At 60.0% G+C, this 25,093-nt stretch carries 22 protein-coding genes and 2 pseudogenes; 11 read left to right on the forward strand and 13 right to left on the reverse strand.

Going from position 1 to position 25,093, the window contains the following annotated elements; translation table 11 throughout:
- Positions 1-12 precede the first annotated feature (12 nt).
- Positions 13-951 (reverse strand): S1C family serine protease, encoded by a 939-nt coding sequence (locus B0G76_RS20145; RefSeq protein ID WP_120294126.1) that lies wholly within the window; start codon positions 949-951, stop codon positions 13-15.
- Between the two features lie 255 nt (positions 952-1,206).
- Here B0G76_RS20145 and B0G76_RS43900 point away from each other — a divergent pair.
- The 3 genes and pseudogenes from B0G76_RS43900 to B0G76_RS20160 all read left to right on the forward strand — a co-directional run.
- Positions 1,207-1,323, forward strand: a pseudogene (locus tag B0G76_RS43900) (LysR family transcriptional regulator); the annotation flags it as partial.
- A 252-nt stretch (positions 1,324-1,575) separates the two neighbouring features.
- Entirely contained in the window at positions 1,576-2,370 is a 795-nt protein-coding gene (locus B0G76_RS20155; RefSeq protein ID WP_183082101.1) for an ABC transporter substrate-binding protein, read from the forward strand.
- A complete protein-coding gene (locus tag B0G76_RS20160) occupies positions 2,367-5,165 on the forward strand; it encodes an EAL domain-containing protein (protein WP_120294128.1) in 2,799 nt (932 codons plus the stop codon). Before B0G76_RS20155 ends, B0G76_RS20160 begins: the two co-directional genes overlap by 4 nt.
- A gap of 33 nt (positions 5,166-5,198) precedes the next feature.
- Here B0G76_RS20160 and B0G76_RS20165 read toward each other — a convergent pair whose 3' ends face one another.
- Positions 5,199-5,876 (reverse strand): FadR/GntR family transcriptional regulator, encoded by a 678-nt coding sequence (locus B0G76_RS20165; protein ID WP_120294129.1) that lies wholly within the window; start codon positions 5,874-5,876, stop codon positions 5,199-5,201.
- Positions 5,877-6,103: 227 nt separating this feature from the next.
- Here B0G76_RS20165 and B0G76_RS20170 point away from each other — a divergent pair, with 227 nt between their 5' ends.
- The 4 genes from B0G76_RS20170 to B0G76_RS20185 all read left to right on the forward strand — a co-directional run bounded on the left by B0G76_RS20170 (position 6,104) and on the right by B0G76_RS20185 (position 11,195).
- Complete coding sequence (locus B0G76_RS20170; protein WP_120294130.1) at positions 6,104-7,888, forward strand: gamma-glutamyltransferase family protein; 1,785 nt, start codon at positions 6,104-6,106, stop codon at positions 7,886-7,888.
- A 48-nt stretch (positions 7,889-7,936) separates the two neighbouring features.
- On the forward strand, positions 7,937-9,349 hold the full coding sequence (locus B0G76_RS20175) for an MFS transporter (protein WP_120294131.1): 1,413 nt from the start codon (positions 7,937-7,939) through the stop codon (positions 9,347-9,349).
- A gap of 85 nt (positions 9,350-9,434) precedes the next feature.
- Positions 9,435-9,938, forward strand: a complete 504-nt coding sequence (locus B0G76_RS20180; RefSeq protein ID WP_259460652.1) for a GAF domain-containing protein — start codon at positions 9,435-9,437, stop codon at positions 9,936-9,938.
- A gap of 18 nt (positions 9,939-9,956) precedes the next feature.
- Positions 9,957-11,195, forward strand: a complete 1,239-nt coding sequence (locus B0G76_RS20185) for an MFS transporter (RefSeq protein WP_120294133.1) — start codon at positions 9,957-9,959, stop codon at positions 11,193-11,195.
- A 99-nt stretch (positions 11,196-11,294) separates the two neighbouring features.
- On the opposite strand, the gene B0G76_RS20190 is transcribed toward B0G76_RS20185, so the two are convergent.
- The 4 genes from B0G76_RS20190 to B0G76_RS20205 form a co-directional block, all read right to left on the reverse strand.
- On the reverse strand, positions 11,295-11,597 hold the full coding sequence (locus B0G76_RS20190; protein ID WP_120294134.1) for a ferredoxin family protein: 303 nt from the start codon (positions 11,595-11,597) through the stop codon (positions 11,295-11,297).
- Positions 11,594-11,908, reverse strand: coding sequence for a hypothetical protein (locus tag B0G76_RS20195; protein ID WP_120294135.1), 315 nt, complete (start codon positions 11,906-11,908; stop codon positions 11,594-11,596). Before B0G76_RS20195 ends, B0G76_RS20190 begins: the two co-directional genes overlap by 4 nt.
- Positions 11,909-11,920: 12 nt before the next feature.
- Positions 11,921-12,505 carry an RNA polymerase sigma factor gene (locus B0G76_RS20200; protein WP_120294136.1) on the reverse strand — a complete coding sequence of 195 codons (585 nt, stop codon included), beginning with the start codon at positions 12,503-12,505 and terminating at the stop codon, positions 11,921-11,923.
- A 160-nt stretch (positions 12,506-12,665) separates the two neighbouring features.
- The gene (locus B0G76_RS20205) at positions 12,666-13,793 is read right to left on the reverse strand and encodes an MBL fold metallo-hydrolase (protein WP_120294137.1); all 1,128 of its coding nucleotides are present in this window, start codon (positions 13,791-13,793) and stop codon (positions 12,666-12,668) included.
- An 83-nt stretch (positions 13,794-13,876) separates the two neighbouring features.
- On the opposite strand from B0G76_RS20205, the gene B0G76_RS20210 reads away from it, so the two are divergent.
- A complete protein-coding gene (locus B0G76_RS20210) occupies positions 13,877-14,491 on the forward strand; it encodes a TetR/AcrR family transcriptional regulator (RefSeq protein WP_120294138.1) in 615 nt (204 codons plus the stop codon).
- A 6-nt stretch (positions 14,492-14,497) separates the two neighbouring features.
- Here B0G76_RS20210 and B0G76_RS20215 read toward each other — a convergent pair whose 3' ends face one another.
- The gene (locus B0G76_RS20215; protein ID WP_120294139.1) at positions 14,498-14,812 is read right to left on the reverse strand and encodes a helicase; all 315 of its coding nucleotides are present in this window, start codon (positions 14,810-14,812) and stop codon (positions 14,498-14,500) included.
- 227 nt (positions 14,813-15,039) lie between these two features.
- On the opposite strand from B0G76_RS20215, the gene B0G76_RS20220 reads away from it, so the two are divergent.
- Both B0G76_RS20220 and B0G76_RS20225 read left to right on the forward strand, forming a co-directional pair.
- A complete protein-coding gene (locus B0G76_RS20220) occupies positions 15,040-16,182 on the forward strand; it encodes a sigma-54-dependent Fis family transcriptional regulator (protein ID WP_120294140.1) in 1,143 nt (380 codons plus the stop codon).
- Positions 16,183-16,263: 81 nt separating this feature from the next.
- On the forward strand, positions 16,264-18,066 hold the full coding sequence (locus B0G76_RS20225) for an NAD(P)/FAD-dependent oxidoreductase (protein ID WP_120294141.1): 1,803 nt from the start codon (positions 16,264-16,266) through the stop codon (positions 18,064-18,066).
- A gap of 113 nt (positions 18,067-18,179) precedes the next feature.
- Here B0G76_RS20225 and B0G76_RS20230 read toward each other — a convergent pair.
- The 6 genes and pseudogenes from B0G76_RS20230 to B0G76_RS20255 form a co-directional block, all read right to left on the reverse strand.
- Positions 18,180-19,635 (reverse strand): annotated as a pseudogene (locus tag B0G76_RS20230) (MFS transporter).
- 32 nt (positions 19,636-19,667) lie between these two features.
- Positions 19,668-20,615 (reverse strand): NAD(P)-dependent oxidoreductase, encoded by a 948-nt coding sequence (locus B0G76_RS20235; RefSeq protein ID WP_120294142.1) that lies wholly within the window; start codon positions 20,613-20,615, stop codon positions 19,668-19,670.
- A 105-nt stretch (positions 20,616-20,720) separates the two neighbouring features.
- Positions 20,721-21,107, reverse strand: coding sequence for a VOC family protein (locus tag B0G76_RS20240; protein WP_120294143.1), 387 nt, complete (start codon positions 21,105-21,107; stop codon positions 20,721-20,723).
- Between the two features lies 1 nt (position 21,108).
- Entirely contained in the window at positions 21,109-22,074 is a 966-nt protein-coding gene (locus B0G76_RS20245) for a hydroxymethylglutaryl-CoA lyase (protein ID WP_120294144.1), read from the reverse strand.
- Positions 22,075-22,087: 13 nt separating this feature from the next.
- Positions 22,088-23,278: a CaiB/BaiF CoA-transferase family protein gene (locus B0G76_RS20250; protein ID WP_120294145.1), complete on the reverse strand. Its 1,191-nt coding sequence runs from the start codon at positions 23,276-23,278 to the stop codon at positions 22,088-22,090.
- Positions 23,279-23,401: 123 nt separating this feature from the next.
- Positions 23,402-24,307, reverse strand: coding sequence for a LysR family transcriptional regulator (locus B0G76_RS20255; protein ID WP_120294146.1), 906 nt, complete (start codon positions 24,305-24,307; stop codon positions 23,402-23,404).
- A 247-nt stretch (positions 24,308-24,554) separates the two neighbouring features.
- Between B0G76_RS20255 and B0G76_RS20260 the strand changes: the two genes are divergently transcribed.
- Positions 24,555-25,001 carry a hypothetical protein gene (locus B0G76_RS20260; RefSeq protein ID WP_120294147.1) on the forward strand — a complete coding sequence of 149 codons (447 nt, stop codon included), beginning with the start codon at positions 24,555-24,557 and terminating at the stop codon, positions 24,999-25,001.
- Positions 25,002-25,093: the final 92 nt, after the last annotated feature.

The raw sequence follows: 25,093 nt of genomic DNA on the forward strand, positions 1-25,093 counted from the left end.
CTTGGCTTAACCTCACCGGCACGAATTCCGTTGCGGGCGTTCGCCAAGGATCACGATACATTCGTGACGCTCCCCGCCGCGAATCAGCCCGATTTTCAACGGCTGTCCGATGCGCTCGGAACTGAGTGCGGCGTGCAGGTCGTCGATGTCCCGGCACGGCTCGCCATCCAGTTCGACCAGCACGTCGCCGATGAGCACGCCTGCCTTTTCTGCAGGACCGTTCGCCGCGAGCGAAACGATCAGCAAGCCGCGATCGGACGACAGGGTCATTTTCTTCATCCATGCTTCCGACAGATTCACTGTCTGCGTGCCAACGCCGAGGTAGCCGCGTGAGACGTGTCCTTTGGCCAGCAGTTCCTCGGTGATGCGCGCCACGGTCGCCGCGGGAATCAGGATGCCGGCGCCACGTGCGAGCGCCGATGTGCAGATGCCCATGACCTGTCCGCGCATATCCGTGAGGGCCGCGCCCGAGAAACCCGCTCGCAGACCGCCGTCGAGCCGCACGAACGCATCTAGCTGCCCGCCCCGCCATGTGCGCCAAGCACCGCCGACTGCGCCGACGACGCCGAAATCCGCACTCGCGCCGAGCCCGTCAGCCCGCGCGACCGCGAGCACCAGATGGCCTGACTTGAGCGAGCGGGCATCGCCGGACTCGACCGGGTCGAGGTCCAGGCCGTCCAGTTTGAGCACGGCGAGGTCGGTGCCCATGTCTTGCCCCGCGAGAACCGCGGCGACGGTCCTGCCATCGGCCAGCGTGACGTTGATTCCGTCCTGGTGTCGGAGCGTGTGCGCCGCCGTGACGACGACGCCATGCCGCCAGATTACGCCAGTCGAAGGAAGACGATACCGACCGTGCACCGCGACGACGCGCTGTCCCACGCGCTCGACGATGTCCGCCAGATTGTCGGAAAGGTCCTGCAATGGATTTCCGCTGGATGTTGACGTTTCCATGTCATTTCTCCTGCCAGTTGGAATGCGATTCGCTTGTGCTTCGCGCACATATAGGCGCGATGCTTCGCCAGCAAGGTACGGGCGAGTGCATTCAGAATGACAGGACGGCAGCGGACGCACACCACCCGAACGGGTAGTCGGCCGGATGCGGCACGCAGATCGGAATGCGTGAAATGTATCGAATAAATTACCGAATGCTTTCAGTGAACTTTTGCCGCAACGTCTTCGCGGCCTGAACCATATTGCTCAATGCGGCTTGCCAGGCAGATTTATCTCGGCATCCGCGATGCGGATAAGGCAATCGATTATCTGGCGGCGTTTGTCGCACTCGCGCACGAGTCTGACTGGCGTGCCGCCAGACTTCGCATTTAGCGGACGCTGGCTGACGGCAAGAGGTCGCCAGCGGCCTCAGGAATGTCCAAATATTGTCGATCTTGCGTATTGAGGGATTGCGCAAGCAAATCTTGCTTGCTCGCCACGCATCGGCAACGCATTGAGTCAGAAAAATATCCCGAAATGTGTGATAAAAGTCAGGTGCTAATAGAAAAAGCCTGACTGAATGGGTCGTCGGTTTGTAATCGCGGATAAAAAATCAACCAGGCGTCGTTCCGCTATGGAGGCGTTGTGATTCGAAACTGGCTTGGCGGGGTGTTGTTGGCAATGTGTTTCGTAAGCAATGCCTTTGCGGGCGGACCGGATTGTTCCCGGCCGCTTACGCTTGGATTGCACGACCACGGCCTGCTCTATTCGCTCGATACCGACAGCGGTATCGACAAAGACTTTGCCGATGAGCTGATCCGGCGTAGCGGTTGCCAGATCAAGGTCAGCTTGATGTCGCGCGCACGTATCTGGAAACTGATCGAGTCGGGTGCGCTCGACTTCAGTCTTTCCGGAATTGCGAACGACGAACGCAATCAATATGCCTCGTTTGCGTGGTACTTCAGCAATAAATACTATCTGCTCGTGCGCAAGGACGCCGGCATCCATAACGTCGCGGATTTCGAACACAATCACCACGCACAGCTCGGCGTGATCCGCAGTTTCCGCTATAGCGCATCGGCCAACGAACTGGTCGACAGGCTGACGGCGGAAAACCGCGTCAGCCTGGCGGGTGGGCTCGAGCCGCTCTACCAGGCGCTCATTCTTCGAGAGATTCAGGGCATGATTATCGAGCCCTTCGACTACCCCGCGCTGGATGAGAAGAAGATACGCGACGTAACGACGATCGTTGAGTTCAACGATCCATCTGTGCCGCACGGCCTGATCATGTCGAAGAAAGCGCTTTCGGCCGCGGAGCGGGAGAAGTGGCGGGCGCTGGTGGATGAAATGCGTGCGGACGGCACGGTGCGCCGTATCTTCGAAAAGTACTTCAGACCGGATCTGGCCGATTCCATGGTCAACTTCAAGGCGTCACCGTGATCCGGGTACGCTCCGTCCTGCTGCCGTTGCTGGTTTTGTCCGCGTCGCTCTGCGTGACCTGGATAGTGTGGAATCACGAACGGCAGGCGACTCGCACAGAGCTTCGCACCCAGTTCGATTACACCATGAGCGACGCGGTAAGCCGCGTCGAACAGCGCATGGCGACTTACGAACTGATGTTGCGAGGCGTGCAGAGCCTGTTCGCCGCGAACGGAACGATCGATCGCGACAGGTTCCGCCGCTACGTGAGCGCGCTCAATCTTGACGCGAATTTTTCCGGGGTCCATGGCGTCGGCGTGGTCGAATGGGTGCCCGCGGCGCGTAAAGCGGACCATATAGCGGACATGCGCCAGGACGGCATTGCAGACTACACGATTCGTCCTGACGGGCCGCGTCAGAACTATGCCCCGATCATTCAGCGCGAGCCTTATATTGGCCTCGCGCGCAGCTCGCCTGGCTTTGACGCCTGGGACGAGCCGGTGCGGCGCGCTGCCATGGAGAAAGCCCGGGACTCCGGCATGGCGGCCCTCACGGGAATGGTGCGTCTTACGGTCGACGCGGAATCCGACCCTCGGCCGGGTTTCCTCATGTACCTCCCGATCTACGCTTCTGGCAAGGCGCAAGACAACCTTGTGCAGCGCCGGGCGAACATTATCGGTTGGGTCTATGCCTCGTTCCGTATGCACGATGTGATGGCCAGTCTTTACGGCGAACAGCCACCCGGCGTCTCGCTGGCCATTTACGACGGCGTCGAGCCATCGGAGGCGGCGCTGCTGCATCGCACCTCGGATGCCAGCAAGCGGAGTGCGCCCGCGCTGATCTCCGCCAACGAATATCTGGTTGTGGAAGGGCACGACTGGATGCTCACGATGAGCGCCTCCGACCCGTTCCGGTCCCGCTTGGGACGGAATGCGGAGGCGTTAATTGCGGGCGCCGGCGGGGGATTGAGTCTCCTGCTGACGCTGCTGACCTGGCTCATGATGACAGGGCGGGAGCGCGCCATGCGGCTTGCCTCCACCATGACGCGGGAGTTGCGTGAGAACGAAGAGAAGTTTCGCGCCATTGCCGACTGTACGGTGAACCTGGAAATCTGGTGGGGGCCGGACGGCAAACCTCGCTGGATCAATCCCTCGGTTGAGTACTACACGGGCTACACCGTCGAAGAATGTATGGAGATGCCCGACTTCGCCCGCACGCTAATTCATCACGAGGACATTTCGCGTGTTGCGCCGGAATTTAAAAAGGGGTTAGAGGGTTCTCGCGGCGACGATCTCGAGTTTCGTTGCGTGCGCAAGGATGGATCGCTTCTCTGGCTTTCGCTTTCCTGGGTGCCGATTAGCAATCAGCGGGGCGACTTCATTGGTTTTCGGACTAGCGGCCGCGATATTACAGAGCGAAAGAAGTCGGAAGAGAAAATCCAGAAGCTTGCCTTCTACGACACGCTGACCCGACTGCCCAATCGCGCGCTTCTGCTGGACCGGCTGAGGCAATCAATGATGGTCTGCCGGCAGGACAAGGTCTGCGGCGCCTTGATGTTTATCGACCTCGATCACTTCAAAACGCTGAACGATACGCTTGGACATGACAAAGGCGATCTGCTCCTGCGACAGGTCGCGTATCGCCTGTCGAGTAGTGTTAATGAGGGAGACACGGTCGCCCGGGTCGGCGGCGACGAGTTCGTTGTGGTGCTGGGTAATCTGAGCCTCGATCCGGCCAAGGCGACCGTGGAAACCGAGGCGGTAGGAGAAAGAATTCTCGCTGTGCTGGGGTGCGCCTACCAGCTCAGTGGGGTCCAGTTCCGGAGTACCGCCAGCATTGGCGTCACCGTATTCAACGGAGAGCAGAGTTCCACCGACGAGCTTTTCAAGCAGGCCGATCTCGCCATGTATAAATCGAAGGAGCGCGGCCGCAATGCCATGTGCTTCTTCGACCCTGCGATGCAGACAGCGGTGCTGAGGCGAGCCGAGCTGGAGGTGGGGCTGCGCAACGCCGTCGAGGAGAACCGGTTTGTCATTCACTATCAGGCACAGGTGATAGACGGCAACCATATAACCGGTGCGGAAGCGCTGGTGCGCTGGGCGCATCCTGAGCGCGGCCTGATTCCCCCGGGCGAATTTATCCCGCTCGCGGAGGAGTCCGGATTGATTCTGGAGATGGGGCGATCGGTGTTGGCGTCCGCATGCGCCCAGCTCGCCCTGTGGGCGACGCGGTCTTCGATGGCGCATCTGTCTATATCCGTGAACGTAAGCGCGCGCCAATTCCGCGAACCTGATTTCGTAGACGGTGTGCTCGCGGTCATCAAGCAGACGGGGGCGAGGGCGGACAGGCTGAAGCTAGAATTGACCGAGAGTGTTCTCGTTGAGAACGTGCAGGACATTATCGAAAAGATGACGGCTCTTCGCGCGCGAGGCGTGACCTTCTCCCTGGATGACTTTGGGACGGGCTACTCTTCGCTGTCTTACCTGAAAAGATTGCCGCTGGACCAGTTAAAGATTGACCGTTCGTTCGTGCGCGACATTCTGATCGACCCCAACGACGCCGACATCGCGAGAACCATCGTGGCGCTTGCCCGAAGTTTTAACCTGGGTGTCATCGCCGAGGGCGTCGAAACGGAAGCGCAAAGAGATTTTCTTGCAGTAGCAGGGTGTCATGCGTATCAAGGTTTCCTCTTTTGCAAGCCGCTTCCGATTCAGGGGTTCGAGCAGTTTGTGAATCTGTTCCATTCCCGGGACCGGATGGAAGAACAGTCGGCCGGGGGGGATGAGAGGAACGTGGGTTCGGGGACGGTGTCCTGATCAATCTGTACCGAAGACAGGCACGCAGGCTTCTCAATCCTGGCGAGGAGCCGCTTCCTCGCCTCTCGTGGAAACGCGCCACTGAACGCTCAGCAGATGCTCGCGCATGCATCGCGCCGCGGCTTCGCCATCACGCGCCTTCATGGCACCGACAATATCCTGGTGCTGCTGGGCGAAATAACTGCGTGTTTCCTGGGCTGACGTCTTCTCGCGTACGTCGGGTTTGACGCGCATGCCATTGATCACTTCCATCAAGGAGATGAGCGCGGGATTGCGTGTGGCCTGTCCGATCAGCAAATGGAATCGATGATCCCATTGTTGCCACTCTTCATCATTTTTTGCCGCGGCGTTTTTCCGCGCGCATTTTTCAAGTTCCAGCAAGTCGTCCCGACTTGCTTTCGTCGCGGCAAGCTGTGCGAGTGCCGGCTCGAACAACAGGCGCATTTCTGCGATGTCTGACGGACTGGCGCCCGCGCGAAGTCCACGCAGCGTCGGGGCGAACTTCAGCGGTCTCGCGCCGAGATAGGTGCCGCGACCGACGCCGCGCCATACACGTCCTGACGCCTCCAGGGAAGCAAGTGAAGAACGCAGTTCCCTCCGACTGACATTAAGGTCTTCGGCGAGCTTTCTTTCAGGAGGCAGTGCATCGCCGTCCTTGAGTTGATGGTCGGCAATATAGGCCAGCAGCTTGTCCAGTATCGAATTTTCCATTTCCCTTTGCTCGAACCAATACTTATTGGTTCATAACATACCACAGTCGAACTAACCGGGGCGAGGCCCACCGATTCTTTTTTGATCCGTTATTTTGTGATCTATTCCGGGTTAACGCTGGGTGCAACCGGGCAATGTTCGCCGTAATCTCTTAGCTTATCGTATTGGTACCAATAATGATTGGTTCGGTAGTGACCAATCGTTGGTCATCGCAAAAGGAGTGGCGCATGTCGTTTACAACCCGTCCGGAGCTGATTGGCACATTCGGCATGGTGGCCTCGACGCACTGGCTGGCGAGCGCGTCGGCGATGGCCGTTCTGGAGAAAGGGGGCAATGCATTCGATGCGGCAGCCGCCGCCGGATTTGTTCTGCAGATCGTCGAGCCGCATCTGAATGGTCCCGGCGGCGAGCTGCCGGTCGTGTTCTATAGCGCTCGCGAACACCGTGTTCGCGTTCTGTGCGGGCAGGGTGTGACGCCCGCGGGAATGACGATAGCGCGCATGCGGGAGTTGGGCCTCGACGTCGTTCCCGGCACGGGGTTGCTGCCTGCTGTAGTACCTGGTGCATTTGGCGCCTGGATGGTCATGCTGCGCGACTATGGCCAACTGCCGCTCGAAGACGTCTTGAGCTACGCGATTGGCTACGCGGAGAACGGCTATCCGGTCCTTCCGCGCATGACGTCGTCGATTCTGGCAATCAAGGATTTCTTTCAGGCTGAATGGCCCACTTCTGCTGAACAATGGCTGCGCAACGGCGACGCGCCGATGCCGAACCAACTGTTCGCCAATCCGGCGATTGCGCAGACATACCGGCGCATCCTGGCAGAGGCGAATACCCGCAGCGATCGTGCCGAGCAATGCGACTTTGCTCGCGAGGTCTTCTATCGCGGATTCGTGGCCGACGCTATTGATCATTACTTCCGGTCAACTGCCGTTCTTGACACCTCCGGTCAGCGCAACCATGGTCTGCTCAACGCGGATGATCTCGCGCGTTGGGAGCCGTCGTATGAAGATCCGGTCTCATACGACTATGAGGGTTTCCGTGTTCACAAAACGGGCCCGTGGGGGCAGGGACCAATGTTCCTGCAGCAGCTCGCACTCCTTAAAGGCTTTGATCTCAGTGCGATGGATCCGATGGGACCCGACTTCGTGCACACGATAATCGAATGCTCGAAGCTCGCGTTCGCCGACCGTGAGGTGTTTTACGGCGACCCCGCATTTGCGCATGTGCCAATGGATGTGCTTCTGAGCGACGCCTACAACAAGGAACGCCGCCGATTGATCGATCCCGGCCGTGCGTCGTTCGAATTCCGCCCGGGTACGTTGGGCGATAGCGAGCGACGTGCCGCACTGATCACGGCCAATGCAGGAAAGCAACAGTCCGGCGGCTTTGGCCAGGGCGAACCGACATTTTCCCCCCTGCCTGAACTACGAGGCGATACGGTTCACCTCGACGTGGTCGATCGTTGGGGGAACATGGTTTCGGCAACACCATCGGGTGGCTGGCTGCAAGCCTCGCCGGCCGTGCCTGGTCTCGGCTTTAATGTGACAACGCGCGCACAGATGTTCTGGATGGAAGAGGGCCTGCCATCCTCGCTCGGCCCAGGGCGCCGTCCCCGCACGACGCTCTCGCCCACGCTTGTTACCCGCGAGGGCAGGCCCTATGCGGCATTTGGCACGCCGGGTGGCGACCAGCAGGATCAGTGGTCGATCCAGTTGTTTCTCAGGCACGTGCACGCCGGCATGAATTTCCAGGCTGCCGTGGATTCGCCCTCGTTTCAGACGGCGCATTTCCCCGGCTCGTTTTATCCGCGTTCGATGCAACTGGGCAAGATGTCGGCCGAGTCCAATTTTCCGGAACCCACGCTTGCCGTATTACGCGCCCGTGGGCATGACCTGACTGTGGCTGAGCCCTGGTCGCTGGGCCGGGTATGTGCGGTCGGAATCAGAAACGGTCTGATGCGTGGCGCAGCGACGCCTCGTCAAATGCAGGCATACGCAATCGGGCGATAAGCGTCGCGACCTAGAAATCGTATTCATTTTCGCCAGGGAGAACATGCCGTGTCTGCAATTGCCGCCCGTCTCGAGAGACTGCCGTTGTCGGGTTTTCATCGCAAGCTCCTGCTGATCGGTGGGCTGGGATATATGTTTGACGGACTCGATTCGTCATCGCTGGCATTCCTGCTACCCGTCGTAAGCAAACTATGGCACCTGACGAGTGCCGAGACGGGTCTCGTCGCGAGCAGCACCTACATTGGGTACTTTTTTGGGGCCTTTCTGTCGGGCGTGCTCGCCGATGTGATCGGCCGCCGTCGCATCATGATGAGTGCGCTTGCGATTTATTGCTGTGCGTCGCTCGCGAGTGCGACCGCCAATGACTGGCACACCTTTTTCGCATTACGCATCGTCGCGGGCTTTGGATCGGGGGCGGAGACCGTGGTGATCGCACCGTTCCTTGCCGAGTTCGTACCACGGCGTTACCGAGGCATCTTTTGCGGCGCGCTGGTCGGCTTCATGTCGTTCGGCTATCTGGGTTCATCCATTCTCGGCTTCACTGTTGTGCGTAACTTTGCCGATGGCTGGCGGTATCTGGCGGTGGCGACTTCGTTGCCCGTCGTCATGCTCCTCTGGTGGCGCAGAACCTTGCCCGAGTCACCGCGCTGGCTTGAAAGCCAGGGGCGGGCCGCTGAGGCAGACAACATTGTGACTGCAATCGAGTCATGGTTTGCAGGTAAAGGCATCAGTTTGTCGCCCATTGGCTCCCTCGGCAACATGCCGGGATCTGTGCCTGCAAAGGGCAACGCCTTGCAGAATGTCTTGACGCTGTGGTCGCCGCGACTGGCGCGTACGACGGCGGTGAGCTGGCTGATGTGGTTCTCGGTCGCGTTCGCGTATTACTCGTTTTTCTCCTGGATTCCGAGCCTGCTCCTCAAGGAGGGGCTCACGATGACGAAAAGCTTTGGTTATTCGATCGCGATTTACGGGGCGCAGATTCCTGGCTATTTCTCGGCGGCATGGCTCAATGAACGGCTCGGCCGAAAGGGCGTGGTGGCGTCATACATGATGTTGGGCGGGATTGCCGCGATCACGCTGGCGTTTTCCCACACGGGGCTACAGATCATGGCTGCGGGCATATGCCTGTCGTTCTTCATGAATGGCGCGTTCGCAGGCGTGTATGCGTACACCCCTGAAGTCTTTCCGACCGCTGTGCGAGCAACCGGTACGGGGTCGTCCTCATCTTTCGGCCGAATTGGCTCGGTGAGCGCGCCCATTCTGGTCGGCCTTGTCTATCCAACGCTTGGATTCCTGGGCGTGTTCGCAATGACTACCACAGTCTTGCTAGTCGGGGCCTGCGTGGTGTTCTTCCTGGGTATCGAGACCCGCAACCGGTCGCTTGAAGATATCGAAGAGGGGGGCGTGAGCCAGCCCCGTGATTTGCAGGGCTCGCTCACTTCGACTGAAATGCGCGGCTGAGCGTTCGAGACGTCCCAATCTTTACAGACAGACAATGCCAGGCAATCCGCCCGATTCAATTTCGCCAGTCCTGCAAACGCTGGCCATGTCAGACCTTGAACGTCTTGCAATGACCCTGCGGTTGAAGAACCAACCCGCAGCGATTTTCCGTGAAGTTCACGCCGTGGCCGCGAGCACGATAGGCCTCGGCCTGTTCACGATCATGTCCTACGACGCGCAACGCGAGGCGGTCGAGCGCGTTTATACAAACATGCCGGACGTGTATCCAATTGGGGGCCGTAAGCGCAAACATGGCACCGCGTGGGCAAAGCGGGTATTGCGGGATCTCAAGCCATTTCGAGCAGAAACGGCGCAAGGTATCCGGGAGGCATTTGACGATCATGCAGTGATGACCGGCATGGGCCTCGGATCGATATTGAACATCCCGGTCGCGTACGATGGGGTATGCGTCGGCACGATGAACATGACACACAAGGAAGGCTGGTACACGGGCAGGCACGAAGAAATGGGCATGCTGATTGGCTCTTTCCTTGCGCCCGCGTTAATCAGGTGCAACGTGATGCATATCGATGGCGCCGTGCGTCTCTGAGTTCACTCACTACGATCTATGCAGACAAGAACTACCCTGGCCGGATCTTCCGAATCCCAAAGCACCTGGGTGCTTGTTTTCATCCTGGGCTACCTTGCGTTACTGGCCGATGGCGCGGATGTCATGATGTACGGCCTGACGCTCACGCGAATCAAGGATGAATTTGGCTTGAGCAATGTCGAAGCGGGGGCGCTAGGCAGCTTGACCCTGTTCGGTATGGCCATTGGCGGCATTCTCGGCGGATGGGCCAGCGATCGCCTGGGGCGGGTGCGGGTCGTGGCTTGGGCATTGGCGCTTTTTTCGCTCGGAGCTGGGCTACTCGGACTGACGCACAGTTTTCTTGAGTTCGCGGTCGTGCGGTTTATCAGTTCATTGGGCATCGGTTGCATGGTGCTGGTCTCCACGCTGGTTGCCGAATACGTACCCACGGAACGGCGCTCACTGATTCTTGGCGTCCTGCAAACCGGTATTTCCACGGGCTATATCGTTGTCATCTCGCTGAGCAACTGGATTTTGCCGCACTACGGATGGCGTACGCTCTATTACGTGTCGGCACTTCCTGTGCTGCTGGCCCTGGCGATCAAATTTGCCGTACCTGAGCCGGCAGCATGGCAGGTGAGCCGCGCGGCGGACCGCAAAGGCGAAGGTGGACGTCGCACCAACCGCTACTATCTGATTTTCAGTAACAGGCAGTCACGAACGTTGTTCATTCTGTGGACCTTAGCGTCGCTATTTGCACTTTCCGGATTTTACGGCCTGAACAACTGGTTGCCGACATACCTGGAAAAGGAGCTGCACATTAAATTCGGCGCAATGGCCGGGTACATGATTGGTACTTTCGTGGTCGCCTTCATTGGCAAAATCTTTGCGGGATGGCTAGGTGACCGCTGGAGCCGGCGTGGTGTTTATGTCCTTGGTTGTGTGGGCGCCGCACTCTTTCTACCGGTGATTATCTTCTGGCATACGCGTGAGAATACTGCGTACCTCATGCTTATCTTCGGGTTTTTGTATGGTGTTCCGCTGGGGACCATCGGAACCTTCATGTCCGAGAGTTTCACTACCGCCATTCGCGGGACAGCCGTGGGCGGCTCCTATAACCTCGGTCGCTTTTGCTCGGGCGCGGCCCCCATTGTTATTGGATACATTGCCACCCAGTTTTCTATTGGCATCGGATTTCTTGTGGTCGGTGCGGTTTTCTTTCTGAGCGGGATGACCGCGTTTTTTGTTCCGGACCGGTTGTATGACACACAACGTTAGTCCCTGGCCGGCGGGTGGAACGTGGTTGCTCGAATCGCAACACAGCGCTCCGGGTCCCGTCTGTGCGTCCACTTGATCGATCCGAAGCCGCACGCCACTTTATAGCGTCCCAATCCTGGCCAACGTAATGGCATGCTCGGGGCATGCCGTCACGCACAAGCCACATGCCCGGCACGCATCGGCGTTTGGCGTGTACGCGACTTTCATTCCGTGTACACGCAGCTTGAATTTGTGCAGCGCTCCTAACTGCTGATAGTCGGCCGTCTCGACCCGGCGGATTTCGAAAACGTCCTCGGGGCAGACTACCGCGCAATCGCCCTTGCCTTCGCACCGTTTCAGATTGACTATCGGGGCGATCACGCCTGCGGCCTGTTTGCAAGCTGAAGCCGAAACCTTGCTCATGCTGGATCCTCGTTGCGCTTGCCATCTGCGGAGGAGATGTTCTTCTGAAAGTTCTCGCGTTCCTCCGGCGTCATGCGTTCCCACCGACGCCAATGCCGGCGACCATGGCAACCGCCGCGCCCCCGAAATCCGCCGAAGAGAATGCGGCTCAGGATCAACAGGCCCATCGCGTGCGGATAATCGATTGAACGGCCGCCAATGAATAGCGCAGGGACTACCCAGTTCCATAGCGCCATCACCATCCATCCCAGCACCGCAATGCCCACCAGCACCAACAGTACTTTGCCGAAGCTTCTCAGTTTGAATCTCATCTATTTGCTCCTTTAGATATCCAGTTCGTCATACACGGCTTGCAGGCGAACGCGCAGATGCAGTACTGCGTAGCGCTTGCGTGCCAATAGCGTGTTCACGCCGACACCGCTTTCGGATGCCAGCTCCTTGAAGCTGCGCCCTTCGAGTTCATGGGCGACGAAGACGTCTCGCTGATTCGCCGGCAATTCGTTGAGCGCGTCTTGCAGGGCTTCCAGCAGGATTGACCTTGCATAGACGGCTTCCGGGCCGGCGTCGGTTGCCGGCAGGGCGAGATCCAGCCGGTAGTCCGCGTCGTCGGCGTTGTCGACGCTTTCGACCCTGTTGGCCAGCGGTTCCTCGCGGCGCTTGCGAAAGCGGTCGATGATGCGGTTTCGGGCCACGCGAAACAGCCACGCGCTCACCTGCTCAATCGGCGCGGGGAGCCGGTAGGCTTGCACGAACTCGTGAAATACATCTTGCAAGATGTCTTCGGCCTCGCCCTGGTCGTGCACGCGGCGCCGGATGAAATTGCCGAGTTTCGACCGCTCACGCAACACAGTTGCAGTGATGTCCTTATCTCGTTCGATCATCGAATTCGGGGTGCGCGGCGGTTCCATACGTCTGTAGACGTTTCGCGATTGGAAATATTGTGCGCGACGGAAAAATTGACGTGGCTGATCGGCACTCCGGTTTCATCTCGAGTGCAAAGATCCACCGTGTTGATGGGGTGCGGATCGTGATCGACGCTCTATCCGCGAGCGCCGATAGCCGCCAGCCTCACGAACTCGCTTGCCGACTTTGACGGCAGGCGAACCAGCGCCGCGCAGTAGCGGGCTCGTGCGCCCGCTCCTCGACCTCGCGCCACCACTTCTCGCCGCGGTGGGGCGCGCCCAGATCCAGCCGTTCGCCCATGCGGGGCGTTGCAAGCGGAATACCACGCACGGCGGTGAGCCCGACCACGCGTTCGAAGGGTTCTTGCCAGCGATGCATCGCCAGATCGAACGTGCCGTTGTGAACCGGCACCAGCCAGCGCCCACGCAGATCGACGTGTGCCTGTACGGTCTCGTCAGGCTGCATGTGGACGTACGGCCATTGGGCATCGTAGGCGCCCGTTTCGAGCAGCGTCACGTCGAATGGACCCAATCGTTCGCCAATCGTCCTGAAACCATCGAAGTAGCCCGTGTCGCCGCTGAAGAACACGCGCAGCGCGTCGTCGACGATCACCCACGAGGCCCATAAGGTGCTGTTGCCGTCAAAGAGACTGCGGCCGGAGAAATGCTGCGCCGGCGTTGCCGTGAACGTCAGGCCGTCGATCTCGACACTCTGCCACCAGTCGAACTGGCGTACCTGCGACGCGTCGATACCCCACTCGATCAGGCGGTCGCCGACGCCCAGCGGCGTCAGAAACACCGCCGTTTTCGCGGCGAGCGCCAGCACCGTTTCGTGGTCCAGATGGTCGTAGTGGTCGTGCGAGAGGATCACGCCGCGCAGCGGCGGCAAGTCTTCAAGCGCAATGGGCGGGGCATGGAAGCGCTTCGGACCGAACCGCCGGAACGGCGATGCACGCTCGGCGAAAACAGGGTCGGTCAGCCAGAACTGACCACGCAGCTTGAGCAGCATGGTCGAATGCCCGAGGCGATAGAGGCTCCGGTCCGGCGCGGCGTCGAGCTGTTCACGCGCCAGCGCATCGACGGGCAGGGCACCCGCCGGCACCGTGCCGTCCGGTTTGTTCAACAACACATTCCACACGATGCTCAAAGTCTTACCGATTCCTTCAACAGGACGCGGCTTGACGTTCCGGAAGCGCTCGCCGTCGTGCTGAGCCGACGTGTCGAACAATTCGCGACCGCGTCGCGCCGCCGTCAGGCCCAAGACATGGCGAATAGAATCGGTGAACGATGTCATGCAAACTGCCTCGATGCTGAAAGTAGACTGTTGAGTGTAGTTTATTTTTGAGAAAAGTAAACTGCCCGGTGTAAAATTTAACGATGAACACCAGCGACATCCCCCTCCGTCTGACCGACCGCAAGCGTGCCGCCGTCATTGAGGCGGCCATCGAAGAATTTCTCGCGGCCGGCTTCGACGCGACCAGCATGGACCGTATCGCGGCACGCGCGAGTGTCTCGAAGCGGACGGTCTACAACCATTTTCCGAGCAAGGAAGCGCTGTTCGCGGCCATCCTGCGGCAGTTGTGGGAGTCGAGCGACACGGGAGCGGCGCCGGTTTATTCGGCCACGCATCCCTTGCGTGCGCAGTTGCTCCAGCTTCTGTTGAAAAAGCTGAGCCTGTTGAATGACGAGGCGTTTCTGTCCCTCGCGCGCGTGGCGATCGCGGCAGGCATTCATTCGCCGGAGCGCGCGCGCGAAATGGTCACGCGCATGGGCGAGCGGGAGGAAGATTTGACTGTGTGGATTCGCGCAGCCGCTGCCGACGGCCGCCTCAAGACGTCGGACCCGATGTTCGCCTCGCAGCAGTTGCAGGGCCTGGTCAAAGCGTTCGCATTCTGGCCGCAGGTGACGATGGGCCAGGCAACGCTCAGCGCGGATGAACAAAGGCGGGTCGCGGAATCTGCGGCCGATATGTTTCTTGCGCGCTATGCGTGAGGTGCCTTATGCGTCTTTCAGCCAGGGCATTTCCACAGGCGACACCACCAGACGCCGGGACTCCCGTTTTAGTTCGAAGATGAACCCGACCAGAATCATGGAGTCGGCGTACGGGATCGGAAATACTTGAGGATTGTCCACGGTGCGCAACGGGTGCGCCGGGGTATTCGCCGTTGTCGCGGCGTTTTCGCGGACGCTTTCCAGCTCGTCAGCCATGGCTTGGCCACTGACTTTCTGGACGCGGCTACGCAGGTCGCTGAAGGGTTCGATACGCGCCCCGTCTTCGTTGTATTCGGGCACTTCATAGATGAACCAGGACATGTGCGTCTCCAGAGAAAGGGGCGAGCATTCTAGCAGCGAGCATAACGCCTCCCGGTTTTCCTTACTGCAGAAACCGGGCAGCGTTCAGTCCCCACACCAAAAAAACTGAGAAAAACGTCTCATCCAACTTGATGCTGCGCTGCGGTGTGATCTTCCGGAATCCGCATGCTAAAAGTCATCCTAAGCGTGCCGCTCAGCAATGCGCGCCGAGCCGACTGGAGACATTCATGCCCTATGTTCCGCAAGTGAGACACATCGACCGGATCCGCAGGTTGATCGAAGGCCGAAACTCTGATCGTGGTGCCGATGCTACGCGGCTCGCTTCGTCGTATTGGCGCTCGCTCGAGCAATATCATCTTGATCCTGGCCTCACAGCGGGTCCGCGTATTTTGACCGCGCCGGAATTGCGCGACGTGCAACACCGGGAGGAATCGGTTTTACGGGCCTCAGGAGAGTGTCTTTCGCGTCTGCATGAGACGGTACGTGAAGCGGACTACTGCGTGATGCTCACCGACGCGCAGGGCGTGACGATTGATTACCGCGTTGACCGGGACCGGCGTCACGACTTCAAACGAGCGGGACTTTATTCGGGCTCCTGCTGGTCCGAGCAGGAAGAAGGAACCTGTGGCGTTGCAGCCGTGCTGCTCGATTCCCAACCGATCACGGTGCATAAGACAGATCATTTTCGCGCCGCTTTTACCACGTTGACGTGCAGCGCTTCGCCGATCTTCGGGCTGGAAGGCGAACTGATCGGCGTGCTGGATGCGTCCGCGATTCGCTCGCCTGACGAACGCGAAAGTCAGCGGCTGATCAATCACATCGTGCGTCATAGCGCGGTATTGATCGAGGACAGTTTCTTTCTCAACGCGAGCACGCATTGCTGGGTTTTGCTGGCGCACCGGAATCGCCACTATGTGGAAGCCCAACCGGAGATCCTGATTGCCTTCGATGTGCGCGGAAACGCGGTCGCGGCCAATCGCCGGGCCAAAGAGTGCGTGCCAGGCCTTGACCGGCTGCCGCGACCGGTCTCCGAACTATTCGATATCCGCGCTGAACGTCTTCTGGATGTCAGACCCGGTCGCGACATGGTCTCGATGAAATGTGTGGACAACGGTTCGCCGCTGTATGCACGGGTTCGTCCGCCCGTCATTCGCGCGCAACGACAACCTGCGCCGAAGCCTCGGGATCCCGCCCGCGGGGTGCAACCCACGCTCACCGATATCGACGCCCTTGAGCGCGACCGCATCGTCGCCGCCCTGACGAATGCGAAATGGCGACCGGACGAGACAGCCCAAACCCTGGGCATCTCGCGCGCGACGCTTTATAGACGGATCGCGAAGTTCGGCATTGTCCCGCCCCACAGGCGATAGCGGTCCGCGGTTATCCAGCGGGCAAAGAACCCGCGCATTACTTCGACGTTTCACTAATCCGTATCGAATGGAGGAGCAGTCATGTCTGAAAACAATGCAAGCCGGATTATTTCACCTATTCTGGCGTCCCTGGAATCGGCGCTTAAACGCGGCGATACCGCTGCGGCCGTCGCTCTGTTTCGACCGGAGTGTTACTGGCGCGATCTGGTTGCTTTCACCTGGAATATCAAAACCATGGAGGGCCGGGACCAGATCGGCGCCATGCTCGACGCACAACTCGACGCGATTAAACCCACGCTGCTGAGGGTTGCTGAAAATGAAACACCGAGCGAAGCCGACGGCGTCGCACAGGCGTGGATCACGTTCGAAACGGAAGTCGCCCGTGGCAGCGGCTTTATCCGCGTGACGGATGGCCTGATCTGGACCTTGCTGACCACCATGGGTGAACTGAAAGGCCATGAAGAACCCAAAGGCAATCGCCGTCCTATAGGTGCGGAACATGGCGCACGCATGGATCGAACGAGCTGGAAGGAACGTCGTGAAGCCGAGGCGCAGGCGCTGGGTCGCGCGGAACAACCTTACTGTTTGATCGTGGGTGGCGGGCAGGGTGGGATTGGCCTGGGCGCACGATTGCGGCAGTTGGGTGTGCCGACGATTATCGTGGATAGGAATCCGCGTCCTGGCGACGCTTGGCGCAACCGCTACAAGTCATTGTGTCTGCATGATCCGGTCTGGTACGACCATATGCCTTATTTGCCGTTCCCGGATAACTGGCCAGTTTTCACGCCGAAGGACAAGATCGGCGATTGGCTTGAGATGTACACCAAGGTCATGGAATTGAACTACTGGGGGGCGACCATTTGCAAGTCCGCGCGATACGACGAAGCGGCGGCTGAATGGGTGGTCGAGGTCGAGCACGACGGCGAGGCGCTGACGCTGCGGCCAAAGCAGCTTGTGCTTGCTACGGGCATGTCGGGTAAGCCGAATATCCCCTCGTTCAAAGGCATAGATGTGTTCAAGGGTGAGCAGCATCATTCGTCAAAACATCCGGGACCCGATGCGTACAAGGGCAAGAAAGTGGTGGTGATCGGCGCGAACAATTCGGCGCACGACATCTGCGCGGCGTTGTGGGAGGCTGGGGTCGACGTCACGATGGTTCAGCGTTCGTCCACCCATATCGTCAAATCAGATTCGCTGATGGAGCTTGCGCTCGGGGATCTTTACTCCGAGCGCGCGGTGGCGTCGGGCATGACGACGTCGAAAGCCGATCTGACGTTTGCGTCGATCCCTTACAAGATTCTGCATACGGTTCAAAAGCCCGTATTCGACGCGATCAGGGAACGCGACGCGGCGTTTTACGACCGTCTGGAAAAGCGGGGTTTCATGCTAGATTTCGGGGATGACGACTCGGGGCTCTTCATGAAATATCTCCGGCGCGGGTCGGGTTATTACATTGATGTTGGCGCCGCCGACCTTGTAGCGGACGGCAAAATCAAGCTAAAGAGCGGCGTGGATGTGGCTGAACTCAAGGAACACTCGGTCTTGCTAAGCGATGGCACTGAGCTGGAGGCAGATCTCGTCGTCTATGCCACCGGTTATGGATCCATGAACGGCTGGGCCGCCGATCTCATCTCGCGTGAAGTGGCGGATAAAGTGGGCAAGGTGTGGGGGCTGGGTTCGAATACGACGAAAGACCCTGGGCCCTGGGAAGGCGAGCAGCGCAACATGTGGAAGCCCACACAGCAGCCTGCCTTGTGGTTCCATGGCGGTAACCTGCATCAGTCGCGCCACTACTCACAATACTTATCGCTGCAATTGAAGGCGCGCATGGAGGGCATTGCAACGCCGGTGTATGGCCTGCAGGAAGTGCATCATCTCTCCTGACGCCGGCGTGGGATCGATGCGCGTCTCCTCGCTCCCGGTTAGACAGATATCGGGTGTGGGTTGCGGCGCGCATCGACGGATCGGCGTGCCGCCTTCCGAATAAACATGATTCCTTAAGCCGGATTAATTTCATCCTGGCTTCGTCGCGTAGTGCGGGGGCCGAGGATCCGCAGCGTGATAGCCACAACTATTAAAGCCGCCGCGATGATGCCGAACATGGCGCCTGCGCCCTGTTGGTTCAATACGGGGAGCAATATGAACGGCAACATGCCGCTAACAATGCGGGACAGCGAATACGTACTGCCGATGGCAGTCGAGCGCACGCTGGACGGAAAGATTTCAGACTGATAGACATGGTACGCATTGCTGAATACGTTCGATGCACATGTGGTCAACACGCCAAAGAGAACGATCAGCGCCGAGTTGTTGGAATAGGCGAAGCCCAGGCCAAAAACCGCAATTGACAGTATTGCGCCGATAACCAGCGTACGGCGTTCTATCCAGTTGAGCAGCGGAATCGAAAGCAAAGATCCGACCGGATAGCCGAGAAATGACAGAGCCATAAAAAGCGTTCCGTCGGTGACGTCATAGCCACGGCTTTTCACCACGGTGCTGGCCAATGTGCCAAACCCATAGTAGCCAAATCCCTGAAGCAGATGGAAGACGGTCAACATCAGATAACGCTTGTTGTAAGGGGGCCGGCGCAGCAAGGCAATGCGCTCGCCCAGCGTCATCGGATTTCGCTTGACGCCCGCTTCAGGTGAGATGGTCGTCACCGTCACACCCGCACTCCCGGCAAAGCGCCGAAGCATGGCGTGCGCCTCCTCGACGCGACCCTGCGCCAGGAGCCAGCGCGGGCTTTCGGGCAACTTATGTTGCACGAGCAGAACCAGTACCGCGCCCAGGCTGCCGATGACCAGGATAACGCGCCAGCCCGCCACGGCGCCAACGTGCAGAGGATTGAGCCAAAGTGCGAGGAACCCCACCAATGGCACCGCAACGTACGACGTGGTGTAGGCCCATGCGGCATTCGCCCGCGACGTTCCTTGGGCAGAATCTCGGACAAAAAGCTATCGGCAACGGGATAGATTGCACCTACGCCTATGCCCGTGAGGAAGCGGCAGATCACCAGCATCTCGGCGTTGACCGAGAACGCGCCGGTGAGCGAAAAGCCGCTGTACCAGATCAGGTTGAATAAGAAAGCCTTACGCCGGCCGATTCGGTCGGCCATGCTGCCCAGAAAAATGCACCGACGAACATGCCGATAAACGCCGAGGCCAACAGCAACTTGAAATCCGTGCTGTGTCTATCGATACCGTATTCCCCCTGCAGCGCCGTACCGATCGAGCCGACCAGGAAAATTTCGAACATGTCGAAGAACAATCCAATGCCGATAACCCACACCACAAATCGATGTAGCGAACCGGGCGGCATGTTGTCCATCCAGCCGCCCAACGTGGTGGCGTCGGCATGAAGGGTGCGTGCAGTGTCGGCTGCGCCTGGTTCCGATGAAGCAACGCGCGAATGGGCGGTCGCAGATTCGCTCGCGCCGAGATTACTGATGGTCATGCTTGTCTCCGTTGCTTTGTATTTGGGGCAGCTTATGCGCCGTTCACCACGTTGATCGGCGCGCCCGCATGGAACGCGGCGAGGTTGGCTTCGATGCCGGCATTGAGCCGGTTCGCGGCATTCGTCGCCGCCCAGCTGATGTGCGGCGTGACGATAAGGTTGGGATGTGCGCATGTGAGCAAGGGCTCATCCGGATCGGGTGGTTCCTGCGGGAGTACGTCGAGCGCGGCGCCGCCAAGGTGGCCCGTCGTGAGCGCGTCCACAAGCGCCGTCGAATCGACCAGACCGCCGCGGGCGCTGTTCACGAGCAACGTGCCGCGTTTCATGGCGCGAAGCGTGGCCGCGTCAATCAGGTTGCGCGTCGCTTCCGTCAGCGGGCAGTGAAGCGAAAGAACGTCGGCGGAGCGCACAAGCTCGTCGAAAGGCGTGAAGCCTTCGCGAACCGTCGGCCGTCCGCGGTGCTCCGCGAATATCACGTTCATGCCGACCGCGCGGGCCAGCCGTGCGAGCGAATTGCCGATCGCGCCGCGGCCGACAATGCCGAGCGTCGAACCGGCGATGTCGAGAATCGGCGCATTGTGCACGCAGAAATGCGCCGACGCCGGCCAGGCGAGGCGAGCTGCGTCACGATAAGCGAACAGATTGCGCCGCAATGCGAAGATCGAAGCGAGCGCCCACTCGGACACGCTCTGTGCCGAGTAGCCCGGCACATTGGACACGATCACGCCAGACTCGCGGCAGGCGTCGACATCGACGCAATCGAAACCCGTTGCGGCGACGCAGATAAAGCGAAGTTTCGGCAGACGTTCCAGATCGGCGGCGCGGATCGGTACTTTGTTCGTGATCGCAACGGCGGCATCTTCGAGCGCATGGACCACGTCGGCGGCGCGCGTAGCCGGGCGGGCGGACCATTCGCTCGTCCAGGCCGGCGCGGTGAGCGGGGTGGGCAGCGTGCCGCTGTCGAGCAGGACGATGTTCATCGAATCCCTGCCTTGGGCAGCGTGAACTGCACAGGCACGCTGTTCAGGTCGCTGAAAAACGGCACGTGAAAATTAGCGGATCGCGGCGTGCTGGGTGTCATCACATCACGCCATTAGTTCGGAGATCTCGATCAGATTCAGATCGGGATCTCGCACATAGACGGAACGAATCTTCTGCGTGGCGCCGGTGCGCGCAACCGGACCTTCGACGATCGGCCATTGGCAGCGGGTGAGATGTGCAATCACTTCGTCGAGCGGCACGGTGGCGATGAAGCACAGGTCGAGCGCGCCAGGAACGGGAACATGGGCCTTCGGCTCGAATTCGGCGCCAAGCACGTGGACGTTGATCTTCTGATTGCCGAAGCGAAATGCAATACGTCCTTCGCCAAATGTCTCGAGTTGCATCTGCATGACCTCGGTATAGAACCGCTTCGTTGCAGCGAAGTCCATGCAAGTCAGTACGAGGTGATCGAGGTGGTCGATGAGCGCCACGTCATGCTCCTTGTGAAAACGCGCGTTGTTCGGGCAGGTCGTCAGGTCCGACGCAAGGCATCGAGTGCAGGTCCAGGCGCCGTCCGGCCTTGAGCAACTGGCTCGGCACGTCGTGGCCGATCAGTCCAGGAAGCAGGGCAGAGGCGGACAGCACGGCGGCGAGATCGACGCCGGTGTCGTAGCCGTCGAGTTCGAGCATGTGCACGAGTTCCTCTGTGCAGACGTTGCCCGTTGCGCCCGGCGCGTAGGGACATCCGCCGAGACCGCCGAGCGACGCGTCGAAGCGGTCGATGCCGGCTTCTAGCGCGGCGAGCGTGTTGGCGAGCGCCATGCCGCGCGTGTTATGAAAATGCAGCGTGAGTTCGAGTGTGGCGAAGCGCTCGCGCGCGGCGGCGCACAGCGCGCCGACTTGCGATGGGTAGGCCATGCCGGTGGTATCGCACAACGTCACGCCATGCACGCCGAGATCGGCGAAGCGCTGCATCCAGTCGAGCACTTCACCCTGTTCGATATCGCCTTCCATCGGGCAGCCCATCGCCGTGGACAACGACACGTTGATCGCCACCTTCGTTTGTTTGACGACGCCGATCACGTCACGCAACTGGGCGAACGACTGCTCGCGGCTCATGCGTAAGTTCGCACGGTTGTGGCTCTCGCTGACGGACATCACGAGATTGACTTCATCGACACCGCACGATAGCGCGCGCTCGGCGCCGCGCAGATTCGGAACAAGCACGGTGTAGACAACGCCTTCACGTCGCGCGATTCGCTGCATTACCGCTTCGGCGTCGCGCAATGCGGGAATCGCTTTTGGCGAGGTGAACGAGGTCACTTCGATCTTGGCGCAACCGCACGCGCTCAGACGATCGATCAGTTCGATCTTGGCGTCGGTATCGACGAACCTGGCCTCGTTCTGAAAGCCGTCGCGGGTGGCGACTTCCTGGATAGACAGACGTTTGCTGTTCATGCCGTGCTCCTGTTCAGATGATGCCGCGTGCGCGCCAGGCGTCGCGGGTCGTCGTGCCGATGCCGAGGTTTTCCAGCACCTCGTCGGTATGCTGGCCGAGCGTGGGCGCGCACGTGTTCACCGTGCCCGGCGTCGCGCTCAGTTTGGGCACCACGCCGGGCACTTGCACAGGCGTGCCGTCGGGCAGTTGGGCGTCGAGAATCATGTCGCGTGCGTGGTAGTGCGGGTCGCTTGCGATGTCGGCGACGTCGTAGATTTTTCCGGCGGGAATGCGCGCTTCATTGAGTGCGGCGAGTACGCCGTCGAGCGTGCGGCGGCTGGTCCAGTCGGCGATCGCGGCATCCAGCCGTTCGACGTTCTTCACGCGGCCATCGTTTTGAGCGAGTGCGGGATCGTCGGCCAGATCCTGACGACCGATCAGTTCCATCAGACGCCGGAAAATGCTGTCGCCATTGCCGGCGATCAGCGCGTATTTGCCGTCGCTGCAGCGGTACGCGTTCGACGGCGCGATGCCAGGCAAGCTGCTGCCCGCCGGTTCGCGCACGGTGCCGAACGCCGAGTACTCGGGCAGCAGGCTTTCCATCATGTTGAAGACCGATTCGTAGAGCGCGACGTCGATCATCTGGCCGGCACCGCCGTTCTGGTCGCGATGGCGCAATGCGAGCAGGATGCCGATCACGCCATGCAAGGCGGAGAGGGAGTCACCGATGGATATGCCCACACGCACCGGCGTGCGGCCGGCCTCGCCGCTCAGATGCCGCAAGCCGCCCATCGCTTCGCCGATGACGCCGAAGCCGGGACGGTCGCGATACGGGCCGCTTTGTCCATAGCCGGACACGCGCAGCATCACGAGGCCAGGATTCAAGGCATGCAGTTCGTCCCAGCCGAGGCCCCATTTTTCGAGCGTGCCGGGACGAAAGTTTTCGATCAGCACGTCGCTTTCTGCGACCAGTTGGCGAGCCACGTCCTGGCCTTCGGGCGAGCGGAGATCGAGCGTGACGGATTCCTTGTTGCGCGATTGCGCCGCCCACCAGACGGACGTGCCCTCATGCAGCAGGCGCCATTTTCGCAGCGGGTCGCCCGTGCCGGGCGGTTCGATCTTGATGACATGCGCGCCGAACTCGGCGAGCATTTTTCCAGCGAAGGGACCCGCGATGAGCTGGCCCATTTCGAGCACGCGAACGCCTTCTAGCGGCTTCGTCATGGTTGTCTCCTTGCAAACGTCGTTCTCTTGACGCTCACTTTGCGACAACCCGCGCCTGCTGAAAATCAATCGATTCTCAATGACCCTTTCCATTTGGGAAAGGGTCGGTGAGCTTAACGGAGCTTAGCTATCGGTGCGGCCGGACATGAAGTCGAAGAGGCGCAGCGCATCGGGCGATAGCCTTTCGCGCGACAGCGTGCCGATCCGCAAGGTGCGAGATGCCCATGAGTCGGTGAGTTTCACGGCGCGCAGGCCCGCCGCGAGAATGTCGGAACGTACCGCTCCCTCGGGCAAGATGCCGATGCCGAGCCCGTGCTCGATCATCCGGCAGATACCGTCGAAGCTGCTCACCTGAATGCGCAGTTTGAGCGCCCGGTCCGCATTGAACGCGGCATCGAGCAGCCGCGCGAGCAGTGAACTGCCTTCGGTCAGGCCGACGTACTCGAAGTCGAGCGTATCGGCGAAGGCCACTTCCTTGCGGGAGGCGAGCGGGTGGCCCTTCGGTACCAGCAGAACGAGCTTGTCCTGACGGTACGCGGCCTTGTCGATATCCGGCGCCAGCACGTTGTCCGCAAAGATGCCGATGTCGGCGTCGCCGCTGCGGATCGCCGCAACGATAGCGTCGCTGAAGCGCTCCTCCAGCGATATCTTCACGCTGGGGTTGTCGGCGAGAAAGGCCTGCACATCGTGCGGCAAGAACTGGATGATCGCCGACGTGTTGGCCCAGACCCGCACGTGTCCGCGCACGCCGGCAGCGTAATCGCTCATCTCGTTGGCCATGCGGTTCACGCGATCGACGACTTGCCGGGCATGCGCGAGCAGCCCCTTGCCTGCGGCTGTCAGCTCGATGCCGCGCGGCAGCCGCAGCATCAGGACGCAATCGATGCTGCGTTCCAGGTCCGTCATGCGCTTGCTGACCGCCGACAAGGTCAGGCAGGTGCGCTCGGCGGCCTTTGTCAGGCTGCCCAGTTCTGCTACGACGATGAAAACGCGCAGTGATTGCAGGTCGTAATGTGAGGAGCGGGTCATGGGTGTGTTTCGTTTAGCGCGCGGGACTGGCTTCGGGTGAAGCATAGCAGGGAGAGGGCAGCCGCCGGCCGCGCGAATCGTGCTGCACGGGCGACCGCGCGCCCTTCGCCGCTTACCGGCTTCGAACGATTTGAGCGTCACCGCACAGACTCATTGAACCAACCGTATGATTCTGGAATCTCAACGCTCTGTTGTCGCATGTCCTCGAGTTTTTCGGGCAATCCAACCGAGCGATCGCGCTACTACGATGAAACCGTCCGTTCTCCGCATGCTGACCGCTCTTGCCTCGCTGGGGGTGGGATTCTCATCAGCCGTGTGCAATGCCTATGCACTCGACACACCGCTGAACTGTCAGTCGAACCCGCATGATTTCATTGCCCCGCTTCTGGACGAACAATCAATCGATTCAAAGCCAATGCGCATTGAAGCGAACTCGGTCAACGCCTTTCGTCCCGCGCGCGGCAGCAACCTGACGGCATTCGGCTTTCATGTCTATGCCGTCTTCGGATATCAGCAAAACGATCCGATCTTCAAACAAGGCAGCGGTCAGCCGGCCAATGCCGCAACCTATGGCGTGGTGGTGACCGGCTCTGCCGCGTCGGTCGAGGCGAGCGTTCGACGGGCCGGCAGCGATGCGGCCATTCGCGAAGTCGTTCCATTCTTTCTTACCGCCATTTTTTGCGGCGGGCATTGAGGCTCACGCGGCGACGCCAACGCGGCCAGTCTTCTCTCGATCGTTTCAGGCGTGACCGAACCTATGCATGCGTGCAAACGGGCGGGACTTTT

It is taken from the genome of Paraburkholderia sp. BL23I1N1 (assembly GCF_003610295.1).
Lineage (GTDB): Bacteria > Pseudomonadota > Gammaproteobacteria > Burkholderiales > Burkholderiaceae > Paraburkholderia.

Coding starts and splice junctions, on each gene's coding strand:
- B0G76_RS20145 (WP_120294126.1), bottom strand. CDS start 951: ATGGAAACGTCAACATCCAGCGGAAATCCATTGCAGGACCTTTCCGAC.
- B0G76_RS20165 (WP_120294129.1), bottom strand. CDS start 5,876: ATGGAAAATTCGATACTGGACAAGCTGCTGGCCTATATTGCCGACCAT.
- B0G76_RS20170 (WP_120294130.1), top strand. CDS start 6,104: ATGTCGTTTACAACCCGTCCGGAGCTGATTGGCACATTCGGCATGGTG.
- B0G76_RS20180 (WP_259460652.1), top strand. CDS start 9,435: ATGTCAGACCTTGAACGTCTTGCAATGACCCTGCGGTTGAAGAACCAA.
- B0G76_RS20185 (WP_120294133.1), top strand. CDS start 9,957: ATGCAGACAAGAACTACCCTGGCCGGATCTTCCGAATCCCAAAGCACC.
- B0G76_RS20190 (WP_120294134.1), bottom strand. CDS start 11,597: ATGAGCAAGGTTTCGGCTTCAGCTTGCAAACAGGCCGCAGGCGTGATC.
- B0G76_RS20195 (WP_120294135.1), bottom strand. CDS start 11,908: ATGAGATTCAAACTGAGAAGCTTCGGCAAAGTACTGTTGGTGCTGGTG.
- B0G76_RS20200 (WP_120294136.1), bottom strand. CDS start 12,505: ATGGAACCGCCGCGCACCCCGAATTCGATGATCGAACGAGATAAGGAC.
- B0G76_RS20205 (WP_120294137.1), bottom strand. CDS start 13,793: ATGACATCGTTCACCGATTCTATTCGCCATGTCTTGGGCCTGACGGCG.
- B0G76_RS20210 (WP_120294138.1), top strand. CDS start 13,877: ATGAACACCAGCGACATCCCCCTCCGTCTGACCGACCGCAAGCGTGCC.
- B0G76_RS20215 (WP_120294139.1), bottom strand. CDS start 14,812: ATGTCCTGGTTCATCTATGAAGTGCCCGAATACAACGAAGACGGGGCG.
- B0G76_RS20220 (WP_120294140.1), top strand. CDS start 15,040: ATGCCCTATGTTCCGCAAGTGAGACACATCGACCGGATCCGCAGGTTG.
- B0G76_RS20225 (WP_120294141.1), top strand. CDS start 16,264: ATGTCTGAAAACAATGCAAGCCGGATTATTTCACCTATTCTGGCGTCC.
- B0G76_RS20235 (WP_120294142.1), bottom strand. CDS start 20,615: ATGAACATCGTCCTGCTCGACAGCGGCACGCTGCCCACCCCGCTCACC.
- B0G76_RS20245 (WP_120294144.1), bottom strand. CDS start 22,074: ATGAACAGCAAACGTCTGTCTATCCAGGAAGTCGCCACCCGCGACGGC.
- B0G76_RS20250 (WP_120294145.1), bottom strand. CDS start 23,278: ATGACGAAGCCGCTAGAAGGCGTTCGCGTGCTCGAAATGGGCCAGCTC.
- B0G76_RS20255 (WP_120294146.1), bottom strand. CDS start 24,307: ATGACCCGCTCCTCACATTACGACCTGCAATCACTGCGCGTTTTCATC.
- B0G76_RS20260 (WP_120294147.1), top strand. CDS start 24,555: ATGAAACCGTCCGTTCTCCGCATGCTGACCGCTCTTGCCTCGCTGGGG.